The sequence below is a fragment of the Pseudomonas sp. R2-37-08W genome (assembly GCF_003851705.1).
In the GTDB taxonomy this organism is placed as follows: Bacteria; Pseudomonadota; Gammaproteobacteria; order Pseudomonadales; family Pseudomonadaceae; genus Aquipseudomonas.
The window spans coordinates 626292-643970 of record NZ_CP027728.1 but is presented as its reverse complement, the minus strand read 5'-3'; the positions used below and the strand labels follow the sequence as shown (position 1 = coordinate 643970).

The 17679-nt window shown below is 61.6% G+C and carries 15 protein-coding genes and 2 tRNA genes; 4 read left to right on the top strand and 13 right to left on the bottom strand.

Going from position 1 to position 17679, the window contains the following annotated elements:
* Positions 1–192 precede the first annotated feature (192 nt).
* Positions 193–279: transfer RNA gene (locus tag C4J93_RS02705), tRNA-Leu, on the top strand.
* Between the two features lie 8 nt (positions 280–287).
* Here the strand turns inward: C4J93_RS02705 and C4J93_RS27060 are convergent.
* Positions 288–458 (bottom strand): hypothetical protein, encoded by a 171-nt coding sequence (locus tag C4J93_RS27060; protein WP_164485227.1) that lies wholly within the window; start codon positions 456–458, stop codon positions 288–290.
* On the opposite strand from C4J93_RS27060, the gene C4J93_RS02700 reads away from it, so the two are divergent.
* The 3 genes from C4J93_RS02700 (at position 433) to C4J93_RS02690 (ending at position 3239) form a co-directional block, all read left to right on the top strand.
* A tRNA-Leu gene (locus tag C4J93_RS02700) sits at positions 433–519 on the top strand. The two genes, C4J93_RS27060 and C4J93_RS02700, sit on opposite strands and share 26 nt — an antisense overlap.
* Positions 520–660: 141 nt before the next feature.
* Positions 661–1686 (top strand): iron ABC transporter substrate-binding protein, encoded by a 1026-nt coding sequence (locus tag C4J93_RS02695; protein ID WP_124369395.1) that lies wholly within the window; start codon positions 661–663, stop codon positions 1684–1686.
* Positions 1686–3239 (top strand): iron ABC transporter permease, encoded by a 1554-nt coding sequence (locus tag C4J93_RS02690; protein ID WP_124428523.1) that lies wholly within the window; start codon positions 1686–1688, stop codon positions 3237–3239. The genes C4J93_RS02695 and C4J93_RS02690 overlap by 1 nt, the downstream gene beginning before the upstream one ends.
* Positions 3240–3330: 91 nt before the next feature.
* On the opposite strand, the gene C4J93_RS02685 is transcribed toward C4J93_RS02690, so the two are convergent.
* The 12 genes from C4J93_RS02685 to C4J93_RS02630 form a co-directional block, all read right to left on the bottom strand.
* Positions 3331–5265, bottom strand: a complete 1935-nt coding sequence (locus C4J93_RS02685; protein WP_124428522.1) for a methyl-accepting chemotaxis protein — start codon at positions 5263–5265, stop codon at positions 3331–3333.
* 140 nt (positions 5266–5405) lie between these two features.
* Positions 5406–6695 (bottom strand): adenylosuccinate synthase, encoded by a 1290-nt coding sequence (locus C4J93_RS02680; RefSeq protein WP_124365627.1) that lies wholly within the window; start codon positions 6693–6695, stop codon positions 5406–5408.
* 54 nt (positions 6696–6749) lie between these two features.
* Entirely contained in the window at positions 6750–7937 is a 1188-nt protein-coding gene (locus tag C4J93_RS02675; RefSeq protein ID WP_124369391.1) for an ATP phosphoribosyltransferase regulatory subunit, read from the bottom strand.
* Between the two features lie 292 nt (positions 7938–8229).
* Positions 8230–9096: a protease modulator HflC gene (gene hflC / locus C4J93_RS02670; RefSeq protein ID WP_003188064.1), complete on the bottom strand. Its 867-nt coding sequence runs from the start codon at positions 9094–9096 to the stop codon at positions 8230–8232.
* Complete coding sequence (gene hflK / locus C4J93_RS02665) at positions 9096–10271, bottom strand: FtsH protease activity modulator HflK (RefSeq protein WP_124428521.1); 1176 nt, start codon at positions 10269–10271, stop codon at positions 9096–9098. The genes hflC and hflK overlap by 1 nt, the downstream gene beginning before the upstream one ends.
* 96 nt (positions 10272–10367) lie before the next feature.
* Positions 10368–11669, bottom strand: coding sequence for a ribosome rescue GTPase HflX (hflX, locus tag C4J93_RS02660; RefSeq protein ID WP_124361023.1), 1302 nt, complete (start codon positions 11667–11669; stop codon positions 10368–10370).
* Positions 11670–11681: 12 nt separating this feature from the next.
* Positions 11682–11942 (bottom strand): RNA chaperone Hfq, encoded by a 261-nt coding sequence (gene hfq, locus C4J93_RS02655; RefSeq protein ID WP_016976904.1) that lies wholly within the window; start codon positions 11940–11942, stop codon positions 11682–11684.
* 93 nt (positions 11943–12035) lie between these two features.
* On the bottom strand, positions 12036–13007 hold the full coding sequence (gene miaA / locus C4J93_RS02650; RefSeq protein ID WP_124402890.1) for a tRNA (adenosine(37)-N6)-dimethylallyltransferase MiaA: 972 nt from the start codon (positions 13005–13007) through the stop codon (positions 12036–12038).
* Positions 13007–14920 (bottom strand): DNA mismatch repair endonuclease MutL, encoded by a 1914-nt coding sequence (mutL, locus tag C4J93_RS02645; protein ID WP_124402889.1) that lies wholly within the window; start codon positions 14918–14920, stop codon positions 13007–13009. Before mutL ends, miaA begins: the two co-directional genes overlap by 1 nt.
* Complete coding sequence (locus tag C4J93_RS02640; protein ID WP_124361020.1) at positions 14920–16341, bottom strand: N-acetylmuramoyl-L-alanine amidase; 1422 nt, start codon at positions 16339–16341, stop codon at positions 14920–14922. Before C4J93_RS02640 ends, mutL begins: the two co-directional genes overlap by 1 nt.
* A 15-nt stretch (positions 16342–16356) precedes the next feature.
* Positions 16357–16827 carry a tRNA (adenosine(37)-N6)-threonylcarbamoyltransferase complex ATPase subunit type 1 TsaE gene (tsaE, locus tag C4J93_RS02635; protein ID WP_124369387.1) on the bottom strand — a complete coding sequence of 157 codons (471 nt, stop codon included), beginning with the start codon at positions 16825–16827 and terminating at the stop codon, positions 16357–16359.
* Positions 16815–17675: an NAD(P)H-hydrate dehydratase gene (locus C4J93_RS02630; RefSeq protein WP_124428520.1), complete on the bottom strand. Its 861-nt coding sequence runs from the start codon at positions 17673–17675 to the stop codon at positions 16815–16817. Before C4J93_RS02630 ends, tsaE begins: the two co-directional genes overlap by 13 nt.
* Between the last annotated feature and the right edge of the window lie 4 nt (positions 17676–17679).

Sequence of the window (17679 nt, the reverse complement as noted above, 5' to 3'; positions counted from 1 at the left end):
TTTGGCATACGCGTATTGAAACGGGAAATTTCAGGCATCAACAAGTGTTTAAAAGCCCTTTGTAGCCCACCGACGCATACCTTGCACGACCATTGAGGGAATTTTCCAGGCTTTTTTCATACCGGGGGTTTACAGCTGAAAAAGGGCTCCGTATAGTGCGCGCCATCGACGACGGCAACGTTGCTTGATAATGCCCAGGTGGTGAAATTGGTAGACACGCCAGCTTCAGGTGCTGGTGATCGCAAGGTCGTGGAAGTTCGAGTCTTCTCCTGGGCACCAAATTCAGATCAAACCCGCGAAAGCGGGTTTTTTCGTTTCAGGTCTTTGATTCTTAACGTAAAACCTGATTTATTTTTTTGAATCAGGGGTTTACAGATCAAAAAGCCCGCCGTATAGTTCGCCCCATCAACGGCGGCAACGTTGCTTGATAATGCCCAGGTGGTGAAATTGGTAGACACGCCAGCTTCAGGTGCTGGTGATCGCAAGGTCGTGGAAGTTCGAGTCTTCTCCTGGGCACCAAATTCAGATCAAACCCGCGAAAGCGGGTTTTTTCGTTTCTGGGGTTTAAAACTTGGTGGTGGGGCCTGCTCATGCGCACTTGAGAAGGTTTATCGTTTATCCTTGTAAGAATTTGTAGCTTACAAGTGAGGAAAACCCCGGATGATGATCCGCGATACCCGTCTCAAGACCTCCCTTCTGCGTGGCCTGACCATCACTCTGCTCGGCCTGACCCTGCTCTCGCCCGCCGCCCATAGCGCCGAAAAGATCTCCCTGACCCTGTACAACGGCCAGCACAAGGAAGTCGGCGATGAACTCGCCAAAGCCTTCGAAGCCAAGACCGGCATTCACGTCAATGTACGCAAAGGCAGCAGCAATCAACTGGCCAGCCAAATCGTCGAAGAAGGCGACCGCTCGCCTGCCGACGTGATCTACACCGAAGAATCGCCGCCGCTGAACAAGCTGGGCGAGCAAGGCCTGCTGGCCAGGATCGACGCCAGCACCCTCGATGTATTGCCCAAAGACTACGTCGGCAGTAACGGTGACTGGATGGGCGTGACCGCACGCACCCGCGTAGTCGCCTTCAACCCCAAGCTGATTGCCGAAAAAGACCTGCCCAAATCGGTACTGGATTTCGCCGGTCCCGAGTGGCAAGGCAAGGTTGGCTTCGTGCCCACCAGCGGTGCGTTCCAGGAACAGGCGGTGGCGATCATCAAGCTGCACGGGCGTGAAGCCGCAGAAGAATGGCTGACCGGCCTGCGCGCATTCGGCAAGGTGTACAGCAACAATATGGTTGCGCTCAAAGCCGTGGAAAACGGCGAAGTGGCTACGGTACTGGTGAACAACTATTACTGGTTTGCCCTGAAAAAAGAGAAAACCAACCTCGACTCCCAATTGCACTACTTCACCGACGGCGATGCGGGCGGTCTGATTACCGTGTCTTCGGCTGCAGCGCTGAAATCCAGCAAACACCCCAAGGAAGCCCAGCAACTGCTGGCGTTCATGGCCAGTGAAGAAGGCCAGCGCGTGATCACCAACACTTCGGCTGAATACCCGCTGCGCAAAGGCATGCAGTCCAATCGTGGCCTCAAGCCTTTCAACGAACTGCAGCCGCCGAAAGTCACCCCCGCCGACCTGGGCAATGCCGAAGAAGCCCTGGACCTGGAACGTGACGTTGGCTTGAACTGATGAACCCATCGCTCAGCGCCGCAGGTTTTCGCCCGCGGCGCAAACGCCCTTCGATCTGGCTGCTGTTGCCGGTGCTATTCCTGGTAGGCCTGAGCCTGTTGCCGCTGGCCTATGTCGGGCTCAAGACCTGGCAGGCTGGCTGGGCGCAGGCGGTGCATCTGCTGTGGCGACCTTATGTCTTCGGGCTGCTGCGCAACACCCTGGCGCTGATGGTGGGCGTGACGGTGGTGTGCGGCGTGGTCGGCCTGTCCCTGGCCTGGTTGCTGGAGCGCAGCAACCTGCCTGGGCGACGCCTCTGGGGAGTGGTCCTGTGTCTACCGTTTGCGGTGCCGGCGTTTGTCAGCAGCTTCACCTGGGTGTCGCTGAGCGCCAACTTCGAAGGCCTCGGCGGCGCGATCCTGGTGATGAGCCTGTCCAAATACCCGCTGGTGTTTTTGCCGGTGGCCGCGACACTGCGCAATCTTGATCCCGCCCTGGAAGAATCAGCGCGCACCCTGGGACTGAATCGCTGGGGCGTGTTTCGACGCATCACCTTGCCGCTGCTGTGGCCCTCGCTGGTGGCGGGCGCTCTGCTGATTGCGCTGCACATGCTGGTGGAATTCGGCGCTTTGTCGATCATCGGCTTGCAGACCTTCACGACCGCGATCTATCAGCAATTCGAACTGGAGTTCAGCAACGCCAATGCGGCGATGCTCTCGGCGGTGCTGCTGGCGATGTGCCTGACCCTGTTGTGGCTGGAATTGCGCATGCGTGGCAAGGGCCGCCATGTGCGTATCGGCCAGGGCGCGGCGCGGCATGCCGAACAGGTGAAATTGGGCAAGTGGGCGCCGCTCTGTCAGCTGTATTGCCTGGCGCTGGCAGTCATCGGCAGCGGCATTCCGCTGGGGATGCTGGGCTATTGGCTGGCCGTGGGCTCATCGGCGGCGTTTCCGGTGGCCGAGATCAGTGAAGCGTTGTTATCGTCCCTGGCGCTGTCCCTGGGTGGCGCAGCGGTGTGCCTGGCGTTGGCGGTGCCGGTAGGCTTGCTGGTGGTGCGCTATAAAGGCCGACTGGCGATCTGGGCTGAACGCCTGCCCTACCTGCTGCACGCCCTGCCCGGCCTGGTGATTGCACTGACCCTGGTGTATTTCGCCCTGCATTACGTGCCGGCGTTGTATCAAACGTCGGCGCTGCTGCTGATCGCCTACGCGCTGTTGTTTCTGCCGCTGGCCCAGGCGCCGATACGCACGGCATTGAACAAGGCCGCGCCCCAGCTGGAAGAGGCAGCGCGGACGCTGGGGGCATCGCCCTTCAGTGCGTTTTGCCGGGTGACACTGCCGATTATCTTCCCGGCACTGGGCGCGGCGTTTGCCCTGGTGTTTCTGGATGCGATGAAGGAATTGACGGCGACCTTGCTGCTGAGTCCGACCGGGCTGAATACCTTGGCGACTGCCGTGTGGGCGCATACGTCGAATGTGGAGTTTGCGGCGGCTGCGCCTTATGCGGCGTTGTTGATCCTGGTGTCGGGGTTGCCGGTTTATTTGCTGACGACGCGGATGTATTTGAGCCGTTGAGATTGCTATCGGGGGCAAGCCCCCTCCCACATTGGAACGCATTCCAAATGTGGGAGGGGGCTTGCCCCCGATGAGGCCAGAACAGGCAACACTAAGCTCGGAACTGCCCCAAACTCGCCTTCAACTGCGCCGCCAACCCGTCCAGCACCTTGCCACTGGCCGTGGTTTCCACCACCGCCTGCGCCGCACGCTCGGCCTGGGCGTGGATCACCTCGACCCGCCCACGCACCGCATGCGCACCCTGTGCCTGGTGCTCGGCCGCGCGTGTCGCCAGGCCGATTGCCGCGTGCACCTGCTCCACCGAAGCCTGCACCGTCTGCTGCAAACGCACGCTCTCGCGCAGTACCAGCAAGCCCTCACTGGCTTGGCGCCCGGCTTTGCCGATGGTGTCCACCGCCTCACGCGCGCCCTGCTGCAACGCCACGATATGCGCCTGGATATCACCGGTGGAGCTTTGGGTTTTACTGGCCAGTGCGCGCACTTCGTCTGCAACCACCGCAAAACCGCGCCCCGTTTCACCGGCGCGTGCCGCTTCGATGGCGGCGTTCAGGGCGAGCAGGTTGGTTTGCTCGGCGATCCCATGGATCACCGTCAGCACCACTTCAATCTGCTCACTCTGTTGGGCCAGGCGCTCAATGACCTGGGACCCCGCCTGCACCTGCCCCGCCAACGCTTCGATCAAACTGCCAACTTCGGCCGACGTGCGTGAGTTCTCATCCGTCGCGTGGCGAATCTCCACCACCTGTTGCAGCGCCGCCTGCATGGCATGGCTTTCGGCCTGGGCCTCATCGGCCATTTGCGACAGTGCGCGCAGGCTCTCGGCGACTTCATCACGCTGCAAACCGGCAGCCTTGTCGGCGCCCGCATTGCGCAAGGTCATCGCACCGATTTCCACACCGGTGCGCTGGGCCACCTCCCCCGCTTCGCGCACGATGGGCTGCAACTTATCCACAAAGCGATTGACCGCCGAAGCCATGTCGCCGATCTCATCCTTGCTGCTGATTTGCACCCGCTTGGTAAGGTCGCCCTCGCCCGCCGCCAAATCATCCATGGCAACGATCAGCAGCTTCAAGCGGTTGACGACGCGGCGACCGAGCACGATGGCGATCAGCAGTAATACGCCAAGACCGACCAGCGCCAAGCCCATGCCGATGCGCCAGCGCAGGGTACCGGCAGCCTCTTGAACCGCGCTGGTGGTGTTGGCGGTCATCTGGGTGGCCGTGGCTTGCGCTGATTGCAGGCGCGCGCCCATGGCCGCAGCGCTATCCGCCGCTGCGCCTTTGAGGCTGTCACCGACCAGTTGATCACCGCTGGCAATCAGCGCGGCAAAACGCTTGTCCAGCGCTTGCAGATCGGCCTCGACCGACGCGGTGGAAACCCCCATGCGGACCTTGCCGATCTCCACGCCGTTGGGGCTGATCGATGCTTCGACGTAATACACCGCAGGATCAGTCTTGGCCGCGTCCAGCACTTTATCCAGGGCCCGCTCCCCCGCGCCCTTTGCCAACAGGGCCTGGTTGATCGGGTTTTCACGGTTCAGGTAACGGGTCAGGTGCTCGCCCGCCGCGTCGTCATACACCACGAACAACACGTTGGGATTGCGCTGCGCACGCCGGGCGAACTCCGACAAGGTCGGCACATCGCTGTCCCACATGGCTCGCGGCGCCACCGACGCCAGCAACTGGGCCATGTCATTGGCAGAGTCCTGCAAGTCTTTTTCCAGGGTCGCACGCAATTGCTTCTGCTCTTGCTGAAGGCGCGTGGAAAGCCCTGCGGTCAGGCGCTGACGGGTGCTGGTGGACAAACTGTCCAGGCTGGACGTGACTTCCTTGCCGGCCTGGGCCAATTCGCCGGACAGTTTCTGGCTGTCGATGCCCAGGCGATTACCCAAATCTGCCTCCAGGGCGGTGACTGTGCTCCGCGTCAGCGCGACGGCCACCAGCACTTGCACCAAAAGAGCGATACCTAGGGTAACGAACACTGGTCGTAACAGACGACTTTGTAACAACGAGAGAACGGCAGACACTGGGAATCCCTCCACCACGGATGCCATTAAATTGATAGCACCTCGGAAAGAAGGAAACACAGCAAGGGTCGTGCCGCTTGCCAGACACAAACGACAAAGGGCTCCCGAAGGAGCCCTTTGCTTTTTACATCAACAGCTTATTAAGCGAACGGATGACGCAGAACGATGGTCTCGTTGCGGTCCGGGCCCGTCGAAATAATGTCGATCGGCGCGCCAATCAGCTCTTCAACGCGCTTGATGTAAGCACGGGCATTGGCTGGCAGCTCTTCCAGGGTCTTGGCGCCCACGGTCGACTCGGTCCAGCCCGGCACTTCTTCGTACACAGGCTGCAGGCCCACGTAGCTGTCGGCGTCCGTTGGAGCGACGTCATTACCTGCGGCGTCTTTGTAACCGGTGCAGATGTTGATCGCTTCCAGACCGTCGAGTACGTCCAGCTTGGTCAGGCAGATGCCCGAGATGCTGTTCACATCGATAGCGCGACGCAGGATAACGGCGTCGAACCAGCCACAACGACGGGCACGGCCGGTGGTTGCGCCGAACTCGTGGCCTTGCTTGGCCAGGTGCGCGCCGACTTCGTCGAACAGCTCAGTCGGGAACGGGCCAGAACCTACACGGGTGGTGTAAGCCTTGGTGATGCCCAGGATGTAGTCCAGGAACATCGGGCCAACGCCCGAACCAGTAGCAACGCCGCCAGCGGTGGTGTTGGAACTGGTCACGTACGGGTAGGTGCCGTGGTCGATGTCGAGCAACGAACCCTGGGCGCCTTCGAACATGATGTCTTTGCCGGCGCGACGCAGGTCGTGCAGCTCGGCCGTGACATCCAGCATCAGCGGCTTGAGCAGCTCAGCGTATTCCTTGCACTCGGCCAGCGTCTTTTCGAACTCGATGGCCGGTTCTTTGTAGTAACCCACCAGCATGAAGTTGTGGTAATCCACCAGTTCACGCAGCTTGTCTTCAAAGCGCGGCATGTTGAGCAGGTCGCCCACACGCAGGCCACGGCGCGCTACCTTGTCTTCGTAGGCCGGGCCGATGCCGCGACCGGTGGTGCCGATCTTCAGCTCGCCACGGGCCTTTTCACGGGCCTGGTCCAGCGCCACGTGGAAGGACAGGATCAGCGGGCAGGACGGGCTGATACGCAGGCGCTCACGCACCGGTACGCCTTTCTCTTCCAGCTTGGTGATCTCGCGCAACAGGGCGTCCGGTGCAACCACCACGCCGTTGCCGATCAGGCACTGCACGCCTTCGCGCAGTACGCCCGACGGGATCAGGTGCAAGACGGTTTTTTCGCCATCGATGACCAGGGTGTGACCCGCGTTGTGGCCACCTTGGTAGCGCACTACGGCGGCAGCATGTTCGGTCAGCAGATCAACGATCTTGCCTTTGCCCTCATCACCCCATTGGGTGCCCAGGACTACGACATTCTTACCCATAACACTTGTCCTCATTCGCGCAAACTTGGTGCCGGCGATGGCCGGCAGGAAAACTCAAGAAGCCAGTGGCGATACTTGCCAAAGCCCGTTCTGCTGAATCAATTGCCGGTCGCAGTCCGCTTCACGGGCGGCGGCCAATGGCTGCCCAGGCAAGGCCTGGACGACACGCTGACCCTCACTGCGCAACTGGCAAACCTGCTGCCAGAGTGCCGCGTCCGTACTGTCGGGCATCCAGATGCCACCAGACGGCAGCTCGACCTCAGCACGCCCCAGGGTCACCAGGGTTTTCAAATCGGTGGAAAAGCCAGTGGCCGGACGGGCGCGACCGAAGTCGGCGCCGATATCGTCGTAGCGACCGCCCTGGGCGATGGCCTGGCCAACACCCGGAACGAACACCGCGAACACCACACCGGTGTGGTAGTGGTAGCCGCGCAACTCGCCCAGGTCAAAATACAGCGGCAACTGCGGGAAGCGCGCCGACAACTGCTCGGCAATCGCCAGCACATCGTCCAGAGCCGCCAGCACCGGCGCTGGCGCATTGGCCAGGCGTTCACGTGCAGCCACCAGCACTTCACGGCCGCCGCACAGGTTGACCAACGCGCGCAACATCTGCGCGAGGTCAGCCGGCACGCCTTCGGTGAGGGCGATCACTTCGTCAATCGCCTTGCGTTGCAGGGCGTCGAACAGTTGTTGCTCGGCTTCACCGGACAAACCAGCGGCACGAGCGAGGCCACGGTAGATACCGACGTGGCCCAGGTCCATGTGCACGTCCGGCACATCAGCCAGTTGCAGCATGGCCAGCATCAGGCTGATCACCTCGACGTCGCTGCTCGGGCTCGCATCGCCATACAGCTCGGCGCCCAACTGGATCGGGCTGCGGGACGATGACAAGGCTCGCGGCTGGGCGTGCAGCACGCTGCCGGCGTAGCACAGGCGGCTCGGGCCCTCGCGGCGCAGGGTGTGCGCATCGATACGCGCCACTTGCGGCGTGATGTCGGCACGGAACCCCATCTGCCGGCCCGATTGTGGGTCGATAACCTTGAAGGTGCGCAGATCCAGGTCCTGGCCCGCGCCGGTCAGCAGGGATTCCAGGTACTCGATATGGGGAGTCACGACAAACTCGTAACCCCAGCTCTGGAACAGATCCAACACCTGGCGACGCGCTATTTCAATGCGCGCAGCTTCTGGTGGCAGTACTTCTTCGATGCCATCTGGCAGCAGCCAGCGGTCTACCGTTGCCATTACGCCATTCCCCTATGATCCGGGCGGCCAGCCCTCGGCCGAGCCTTGAGTGAAGCAGAAAATACCCGCCGCCTGCATAAACCACGCGCAAGAGCGACGTGACGAACGACCTGTAACCGGCCTCGTCGGGCACTTTCCTCGAAAAACCTGTCACGCCTGCCGAATCGAACATGCAGACGCAAAAAAGCCGGGAATTTCCCGGCTGCCGCATCATACACCCGTTTTCTGAAAGGATCACCCCGCCAGGCATTTTAGCCGCCCGACGGAGTGGTCCTGCAGAATCACAGGCCTGTTACTTGGACTTTTCCAGGTAGCGGAAGAAGTCGCTGCTTGGGTCCAGCACTAGCACGTCGGTCTTGTTCGCGAAGCTTTCACGGTAGGCACGCAGGCTACGGTAGAACGCGTAGAACTCCTGGTCCTGGCCGTAAGCCTTGGCGTAGATCGCCGCGGCTTGAGCATCACCATCACCACGGGCCTCTTCAGACTCGCGATAGGCTTCTGCCAGCAGTACACGGCGCTGACGATCGGCATCCGCACGGATACCTTCGGCCAGCTCGTTACCCTTGGCGCGGTGCTCACGGGCCTCACGCTCACGCTCGGTGCTCATGCGCTCGAACACGCTGCGGTTCACTTCCTTGGGCAGGTCAATGGCCTTGACCCGCACATCGACCACTTCGATACCCAGCTCTTTCTCCGCCATGGTGTTCAGCGAACGGGTGATGTCAGCCATCAGCGCATCACGCTCACCGGATACCACCTCATGCAGGGTGCGTTTACCAAACTGGTCGCGCAGGCCCGATTCCAGACGGCGCGACAAACGCTCGTCGGCAATCTGCTTGAGGCCGGAAGTCGCGGTGTAGAAGCGCTCGGCGTCCTTGACGCGCCACTTGGCGTAGGCGTCAACCATCACGGCTTTCTTTTCCAAGGTCAAGAAGCGCTGTGTCGGTGCATCCAGGGTCATCAGGCGAGCGTCGAACTTGCGCACTTGGTTGACGTAGGGGACTTTCACATGCAGGCCCGGCTGGACATCCGCCTGGACCACGCGACCGAATTGCAGCAGCACCGCACGCTCGGTTTGAGCCACGATGTAGAAGCAGTTCCAGGCAGCGATGACCACGACGACGCCCACAATCAGGGCGGTCAGCGATTTATTGCTCATCAACGGCTCTCCCTGGTACGTGTTTGCTGTTGCAGCAAGTCAGCGGCCGCACGGGCGCTCGCTTCGTTGGCAGCGGCATTCGAACCGGTGGACGGCGCGCTGGCGCCGCTACGGCCACCTTCGATCATCTTGTCCAGCGGCAGGTACAGCAGGTTGTTCTGCCCACCCTTGCTGCCGGTCACGAGAACCTTGCTCGTATTGCTGAAGACTTCCTGCATGGTGTCCAGGTACAGACGCTCACGGGTCACTTCAGGTGCCTTGCGGTACTCGGCAACCAGTTTGGTAAAGCGGTCTGCCTCACCCTTGGCACGGGAGACCACTTCGTCGCGGTAGCCGTTGGCATCTTCAAGGATGCGCTGGGCTTGACCACGGGCTTCCGGCACCACGCCATTGGCGTAGGTTTCAGCCTGGTTGCGCGAACGCTGCTCGTCTTCACGGGCACGGATCACGTCGTCAAAGGCTTCCTGCACTTCACGCGGTGCGGCAGCGCTCTGTACGTTGACCTGGGTGACCGTGATACCGGTGCGATAGGTATCGAGGAACCGTTGCAGGCGCTCCTTGATTTCGCTGGCCATCAATTCACGCCCTTCGGTCAGCACCTGGTCCATGGCGGTGGAACCCACCACATGGCGCAAGGCACTTTCGGTTGCGTGTTGCAGGCTGATTTCCGGCTGGTCGACGTTCAGCACGAAGTCCTGCAGGTTGGTGATCTTGTACTGCACGGTCAGCGGCACTTCGACGATGTTCTCGTCTTCGGTCAGCATCTGGCCCTGCTTGGTGTAGGCACGCTCACGCGTGACGTTCTCCATGTACTTCTTGTCGATCGGCGGGAAATAGATGTTCAGGCCTGGCCCGACAGTCTCGTAGTACTTGCCGAAGCGCAGCACCACAGCTTGCTCCTGCTCGTCCACTACATAGACCGCGCTGTACAGCCAGACGGCCGCAAGCACGACAAGACCCAGGCCCAGCAGGCCATAGCCACCGCCCTTGCTCGTGCGACCACCCTCGTCACCACCACGTTTTTTTCCACCACCGAACAACCCATTCAGGCTTTCCTGCAGCTTTCGGAAGGCCTCGTCGAGATCCGGTGGCCCCTTGCGGTCGCCATTATTGCGGCGCTTACCACCCCAAGGATCCTGATTATTCGAGTTGCCACCCGGCTCATTCCAAGCCATAGCGCTCTCCATCTGATAAAGCAAAGACGCACCCACGGCGCGCCGACCAATGCTACAGAATGCCTGCCACTGCGGCACAACCGCTTTCTCAGGCTTTTATTGCAAAGTGTGTTGCTCGATGAACTCTGCCGGTACGACACCCTCGCGACTGACCAGTCGATTGAGCTCCGAGCGCGGCAATCGAACGTCCAGCAAGCTGACACCTTCTTCGTCGTGTTCTTCTTTCTGTACCGCGCCCAGCTCGAAAAACTGTGCACGCAGTCGAGCAAAACGCTGCGGCAAGCGCAAGGTGCCCACGAACAAATCGCTGCCGAGCAACTCGGCAATGGCTTGTTCCAGCAGCTCCAGGCCACTCCCATCACGCGCCGACAGCCAGACCCGCTGGGGCTTGCCGTTCTCGTCGCGCTGGATTTGTGGCTCAACGCCTTCAAGCAGATCGAGTTTGTTATAGACCTCGAGGATCGGCAAGTCCTGTGCACCAATCTCGCCCAGCACTACCATCACCTGCTCGATCTGCAGCATGCGATCCGGTTCAGCCGCATCGATTACGTGCAACAGCAGGTCGGAATTGCTCGACTCTTCGAGCGTAGACCGAAATGCCTCGACCAGCTTGTGCGGCAAGTGCCGGATGAAACCCACGGTATCGGCCAGGACGATCGGCCCCAGGTCGCCGATATCCAGGCGGCGCAGGGTCGGGTCGAGCGTGGCGAACAGTTGGTCTGCCGCGTACACGTCCGATTTCGTCACGTTGTTGAAGAGTGTGGATTTGCCGGCGTTGGTGTACCCCACCAGGGACACGGTAGGGATATCCGCACGCGAACGGCCTCGACGCGATTGCTCGCGCTGGCTGCGCACTTTCTCCAGGCGCCCCTTGATCTGGCGCAGGCGAACCCGCAACAGGCGTCGGTCGGTTTCCAGCTGGGTTTCACCCGGGCCACGCATGCCGATGCCGCCGCCCTGGCGCTCAAGGTGAGTCCAGCCGCGCACCAGGCGGGTGCTCATGTGGTCAAGCTGGGCCAGTTCGACCTGCAGTTTGCCTTCATGGGTACGCGCGCGTTGGGCGAAGATATCGAGAATCAGACCGGTGCGGTCGATTACGCGACACTCGAAGACACGTTCGAGGTTACGTTCCTGACTGGGCGTGAGGGTGTGATTGAAGATCACCAGATCGGCTTCTTCAGCGTGGACCAGGTCGCGCAATTCCTCGACCTTGCCGCTGCCGATCAGGTATTTGGCGGTTGGCCGATGACGCGGCACGTTAAAAAACGCAACGGTCTCGGCGCCGGCCGAATTTGCCAACTCCTGAAACTCCTGCGGATCTTCGCGCGCCTCAGGGTCCTGTCCATCCAAGTGAACGAGGATCACTCGCTCACCACCACCGTGGCGCTCAAAGAACAAAGGAGACTCCTATCAGGCGTTACCTGGCTCAGCGTCAGCTGCTTCATCACCTGCTGCGCTAGGCAGACGGATTGGACGAACAGGGACGACTGTCGAGATAGCGTGTTTGTAAACCATCTGGCTGACGGTGTTTTTCAGCAGGATCACGAACTGGTCGAACGACTCGATCGTACCTTGCAACTTGATACCGTTGACCAGATAGATGGAAACCCCCACTTTCTCTTTACGTAAAGTATTCAAGTAAGGGTCTTGTAGCGAATGCCCTTTTGACATGTGCCGCACTCCTTTAAGGATCAATAATAAAAATCGGAAAATAAATAGCTCATGGCCGTCACACCCCCAAGGATAGACGGCAATTGCAAGGACTCAGCTCAATATGGAGACCGTTCCCAAGTATTTCAAGGCGCGTGACAGATTGTCGCTGTCCAGGCTGTCCAACCAGTGCAAATCGCTCCAGCTGCGCAGCCAGGTGAACTGGCGCTTCGCCAATTGGCGCGTGGCAATGATGCCGCGCTCCTGCATTTCGGCTGACGTCAGCTTGCCATCCAGATGATCCCAGACTTGGCGGTAGCCTACAGCACGTATCGAAGGCAATCCTGGATGCAGATCACCTCGGGAACGCAGTGCTACGACCTCCTCCACAAACCCCTGTTCCAACATAATTGTGAATCTTTGCGCAATTCGTTCATGCAGCACCTGGCGATTTGCCGGAGCGATGGCCAGATTCGCCACAGTATAGGGCAATTGTGACTGACCAGATGCGCCTGCATCAGCACTTTGCGCAGTTTGTTTCAGCCTGTGTTCAGTCATGGTCTGGCCGCTGACGCGCCAGACTTCCAGCGCACGGGTAAGCCGCTGGGGGTCGTTGGGATGGATACGCGCCGCAGACACCGGGTCTACCGCCGCCAGTTGGTCGTGCAGGGCCTGCCAGCCGAGGCGCGCGGCTTGATCTTCAAGCTCGGCGCGCACCTGGGCGTCAGCGGGCGGCATGTCCGCCAGGCCCTCCTGCAGAGCCTTGTAATACAGCATCGTGCCGCCGACCAGCAGCGGGATGTTGCCCCGCGCGGTGATTTCAGCCATGGCGGCCAGGGCGTCGGTACGGAAGTCTGCGGCCGAATAGCTTTCGGACGGGTCGATAATGTCGATCAACCGATGCGGATGCCGGGCCAACAGCTCTTTCGAAGGCTTGGCCGTGCCGATGTCCATGCCCCGGTAAACCAGGGCAGAGTCGACGCTGATCAGCTCGCACGGCAAGACCTTGGTCAGTTCGATGGCCAGGTCGGTCTTGCCCGCGGCCGTCGGGCCCATCAGGAAGATCGCGGGGGGCAAGGCACTCATCAGCGACCGCGCAGGAACAGTTTGTCCAGATCATCCAGGCCCATCTGGGTCCAGGTCGGCCGGCCATGGTTGCATTGGCCACTGCGCTCGGTGTTTTCCATGTCGCGCAGCAGGCCGTTCATTTCCGGCAGGGCCAGTCGGCGGTTGGCGCGGATGGCACCGTGGCAGGCCATGGTGCCGAGCAGTTCGTTGATATGCGCCTGGATACGGTCGCTGGTGCCGTATTCCATCAGGTCCGCCAGTACGTCGGACACCAGGCGATTGGCCTCAGCCTGCTTGAGCAGCGCGGGAATCTGACGGATCGCCAGGGTCTCCGGGCCCAGGCGTTGCAGTTCGAAGCCCAGCTTCTGGAACACGCCGTGGTGTTCCTCGGCACAATCGGCTTCCCGCTGGCTGACTGCCAGGGATTCCGGCACCAGCAGCGGCTGGCCGCTGAGCCCTTCACTGGCCATGGCGATCTTCAGGCGCTCGTACATGATCCGCTCGTGGGCGGCGTGCATGTCCACCAGCACCAGGCCGTGGGCGTTTTCCGCAAGGATGTAGATGCCCTTGAGTTGCGCCAGCGCGTAGCCCAGCGGCGGAATATCACCGCCGCCCTCGGGCAAGGCAACCGTGCCCGGTTCGGCACCCGGCAACGGCGCGAAGAATTCACGGTAAGCCGCCTGGGCCTCAGCCACCGGCACGGTCGATTGCGGCCGTGGCGTGTATTGATATTGATACCCTGCGCCGGCTCCCGAATTGGGCGCGGTGTAATTCGGCTGCGGCTGCGATGATTGCAGCAGGTTGCCAGCGAGGCTCATTTCGCCCTGGGGACCGAACTCGCCAGCCTCGGGGCCGCTCGGGCGGACCACCGCCGTTACGATTGGCGCGGATAACTGGTCATCCGGGCGCACATCACCCAAGGCACGGTGCAAGGTGCCGTACAAGAAGTCATGCACCATGCGCCCGTCACGGAAGCGCACTTCGTGCTTGGTCGGGTGCACATTGACGTCGACCACCGAGGGGTCGACCTCGAAAAACAGCACAAACGTCGGATGCCGACCGTTGAACAATACGTCGCGGTACGCCTGGCGAACCGCATGGGCCACCAGTTTGTCGCGCACCGCACGGCCGTTGACGAAGAAATACTGCAAATCGGCCTGACTGCGGGAGAAGGTCGGCAAACCAACCCAGCCCCATAGGCGCAAGCCATTGCGTTCGATTTCAATCGGCAGCGCCTGCTCCAGGAACCCGGCACCGCACACGGCCGCCACTCGTCGAGCGCGCGCGGCGTCGTCATTGGCTTCGTGCAGGCTGAGGATGGTCTTGCCGTTGTGGCGCAGATGGAACGCCACATCGAAGCGCGCCAGGGCCAGGCGCTTGATCACTTCCTGCAGGTGGTCGAATTCGGTTTTCTCGGCCTTGAGGAATTTGCGCCGCGCCGGGGTGTTGAAGAACAGGTCGCGCACTTCCACCGAGGTGCCCACCGGATGGGCCGCCGGCTGGACCCGAGGCGCCATGTCGCGGCCTTCGGTTTCCACTTGCCAGGCCTGTTCGGCGCCGCGCGTGCGGGACGTCAGGGTCAGGCGGGCCACGGAGCTGATGGAGGCCAGGGCCTCACCGCGAAAGCCCAGGCTCATGACCCTTTCAAGGTCTTCCAGGTCGCGAATCTTGCTGGTGGCGTGACGGGCCAGGGCCAGCGGCAGGTCATCCGAAGAGATGCCGCTGCCATCGTCACGTACCCGCAGCAGCTTGACGCCGCCTTGCTCCACGTCTACGTCGATGCGCTTGGCGCCGGAATCGATGCTGTTTTCCAGCAGCTCCTTGATCACCGACGCCGGGCGCTCGACCACCTCACCTGCGGCGATCTGGTTAGCCAGGCGCGGGCTGAGCAGTTCGATGCGCGAGCCACTATTCAACACAGATTCGCTCATTACTGCGCCGCCAATTCGGTGCCAGGAATGGTCAACACCTGGCCAATTTTCAACTCGTCGGTTTTCAGGTTGTTGGCGCTGCGCAAGGCGGCGGGCGTGACCTGGAAACGTACGGCCAGCATCGCCACGGTGTCGCCAGGCTGCACGCGGTGGTCACGCGGGCCCTGGGCAATTTTGCCGGAGTCACGCAACCAGGCGATGTAAGTGCCCGGTGGCGGGTTCTGTTGGAAGAACTGGCGCACGCCGGCGCTGATCGAGCGCGCCAACGCTTGCTGGTGGCTGGCACTGGCCAGTTTCGAGGCCTCGTTGGCGTTGGAAATGAAGCCGGTTTCGACCAGGATCGACGGGATGTCCGGCGACTTCAACACCATGAACCCGGCCTGCTCCACGCGTTGCTTGTGCAGCGACGTGACCCGGCCGATGTTACTCAGGACTTTCTGGCCGACGTTCAGGCTGGAGGTCAGCGAGGCGGTCATCGACAAGTCGAGCAGTACGCCGGCGAGCATTTTGTCCTTGTCATCGAGGGAGACGTTGCCGGCCCCGCCGATCAAGTCGGAACGGTTTTCGCTGTCGGCCAGCCAACGGGCGGTCTCGGACGTGGCGCCACGATCGGACAAGGCAAACACCGACGCACCGAACGCCGCGGAGGAAGGGGCGGCGTCGGCGTGGATCGATACGAACAGGTCCGCGCCCTTCTTGCGGGCGATTTCGGTACGCCCGCGCAACGGGATGAAATAGTCGCCGGTACGGGTCAGTTCGGCGCGATAGCCTTTCATGCCGTTGACCTGGCGTTGCAGTTCGCGGGCGATGGCCAGCACCACGTCTTTTTCATGTTGGCCGCGCGAGCCGGACGCGCCCGGGTCTTCGCCACCGTGGCCGGCATCGATCACCACGATAATGTCGCGCTTGCCTGCCGGAGCGGGCGGCGGCGGTGGCAGCTTGACCTGCGGCTGCGAGGGGTTGACCGGCACCGCCGGCACCGTTGCCACGCTGGGCGTCGGCGCAGGCGGTGGTGCGGCATCGGCGGGGTTGTCGAACAGGTCGACCACCAGGCGGTTGCCATATTGGGCGTTGGGCGCCAGTGAGAAGCTTTTGGGGGTGACCGCTTTTTTCAGGTCGATGACCACGCGCAAATCGGTCGGCGTGCGCTGGGCCGAACGCATCATCGTAATCGGGGTGTTGGCGGTGGAGACTTTCAGCGGCGCGGCCAGGGTCGCACCGTTGATGTCGATCACCAGGCGATCGGGCGCCGTGAGGGTAAAGACGCTGTGCTGGACCGGGCCCGACAGGTCGAACACCAGTCGCGTGTTATCCGGCGCTCGCCACAGGCGGACACTCTTGACCTGTGAAGCAGCCACAGCATTGACAGTCATTGCCGCAAGCAACACCCCCACGACAGCAACCAACGCGCGAAAGCGCATACCTAACCCCACCAATTATTTGAATTCCAATGCCAGAGCATCACGCCACGCTTCACCGCGCGGGCTCTGGGGCAACAACTTCAGCTGACGTCCGTGCTCGTGCGGCGTAATGGTAATGGTCATGTCAGGCTTTGGCAAAAAGCCTGTGCCTTTATCTGGCCACTCGATCAGGCACAGCGCGTCTTCGTCGAAGTAATCACGAATGCCCATGAACTCCAGCTCTTCAGGGTCGACCAGGCGATAGAGGTCGAAGTGGAAGGCACGCACCTCACCGATCTCGTAGGGTTCGACCAGGGTGAACGTCGGGCTTTTTACCGCACCGGTATGGCCCAACCCGCGAATGATGCCCCGGGACAGCGTAGTCTTGCCCGCCCCCAGGTCACCTTCGAGAAAGACCAGCCCCGCCCCGCCCGTCACCCGTGCAATAGCGTGACCGAACGCGACCATTGCGTCTTCATCGGCCAGGAAAAGATTTACTTCAGGCACGGCGACTGCTCCTCCAGCAATTGACGAATGGCAGGTATCAGGTCGCTCGCTGCCAGCCCGCGCCCGAAGGTGCCCTGGCGATCCCCTGCCGTGGCGTGCAACCACACGGCCAGGCAACCTGCCTCATACGCCGGCATGCCCTGGGCGAGCAACGCGCCCACCAGGCCAGCCAATACGTCACCGAGCCCCGCCGTCGCCATGGCGGGATGGCCTTGGTCACAACGTGAAACGCGCCCGTCCGGGCTTGCAATCAAACTGCCAGCACCCTTGAGGATAGCCACTGCGTCGAATTTACGGCTCAACGCGCGCGCCACCTTAAGGCGGTCGGCCTGAACCTCGGCTGTCGAAATGCCCAGCAGCCGCGCGGCTTCGCCTGGATGCGGAGTGATCACGCAGTTGGCAGGCAGGCTGACGCTGCCGGTCGCCAATTGATTCAAGGCATCGGCGTCCCAGACTTGCGGCAGGTGCGCGTTGGCGGCGACGGACAGCAGGCTTTTACCCCAGGACGCGTCACCGAGACCGGGGCCGATCACAATGACCGAGATTTTTTCCAGCAAGCCCATCAGTTGATTGGCCGAACTCACGCCTACGGTCATCACTTCCGGCAAGCGCGCCAGCGCGGCGGGAACATGCTCCACGCGGGTCGCCAGGGACACCATGCCGGCGCCACTGCGCAACGCGCTGTCGGCACTGAGCAGCGCGGCGCCGCCAAAGCCTCGGTCGCCGCCAATCACCAATAGATGGCCAAACTGCCCTTTATGGGCGTCCAGGGAGCGCGCAGCCAGTTGCGGCAAGTGGCCGGGCAACAGCGGCTGCACGTCGGTTATTTCGTGTTTTGTCTGAGGCATGCGT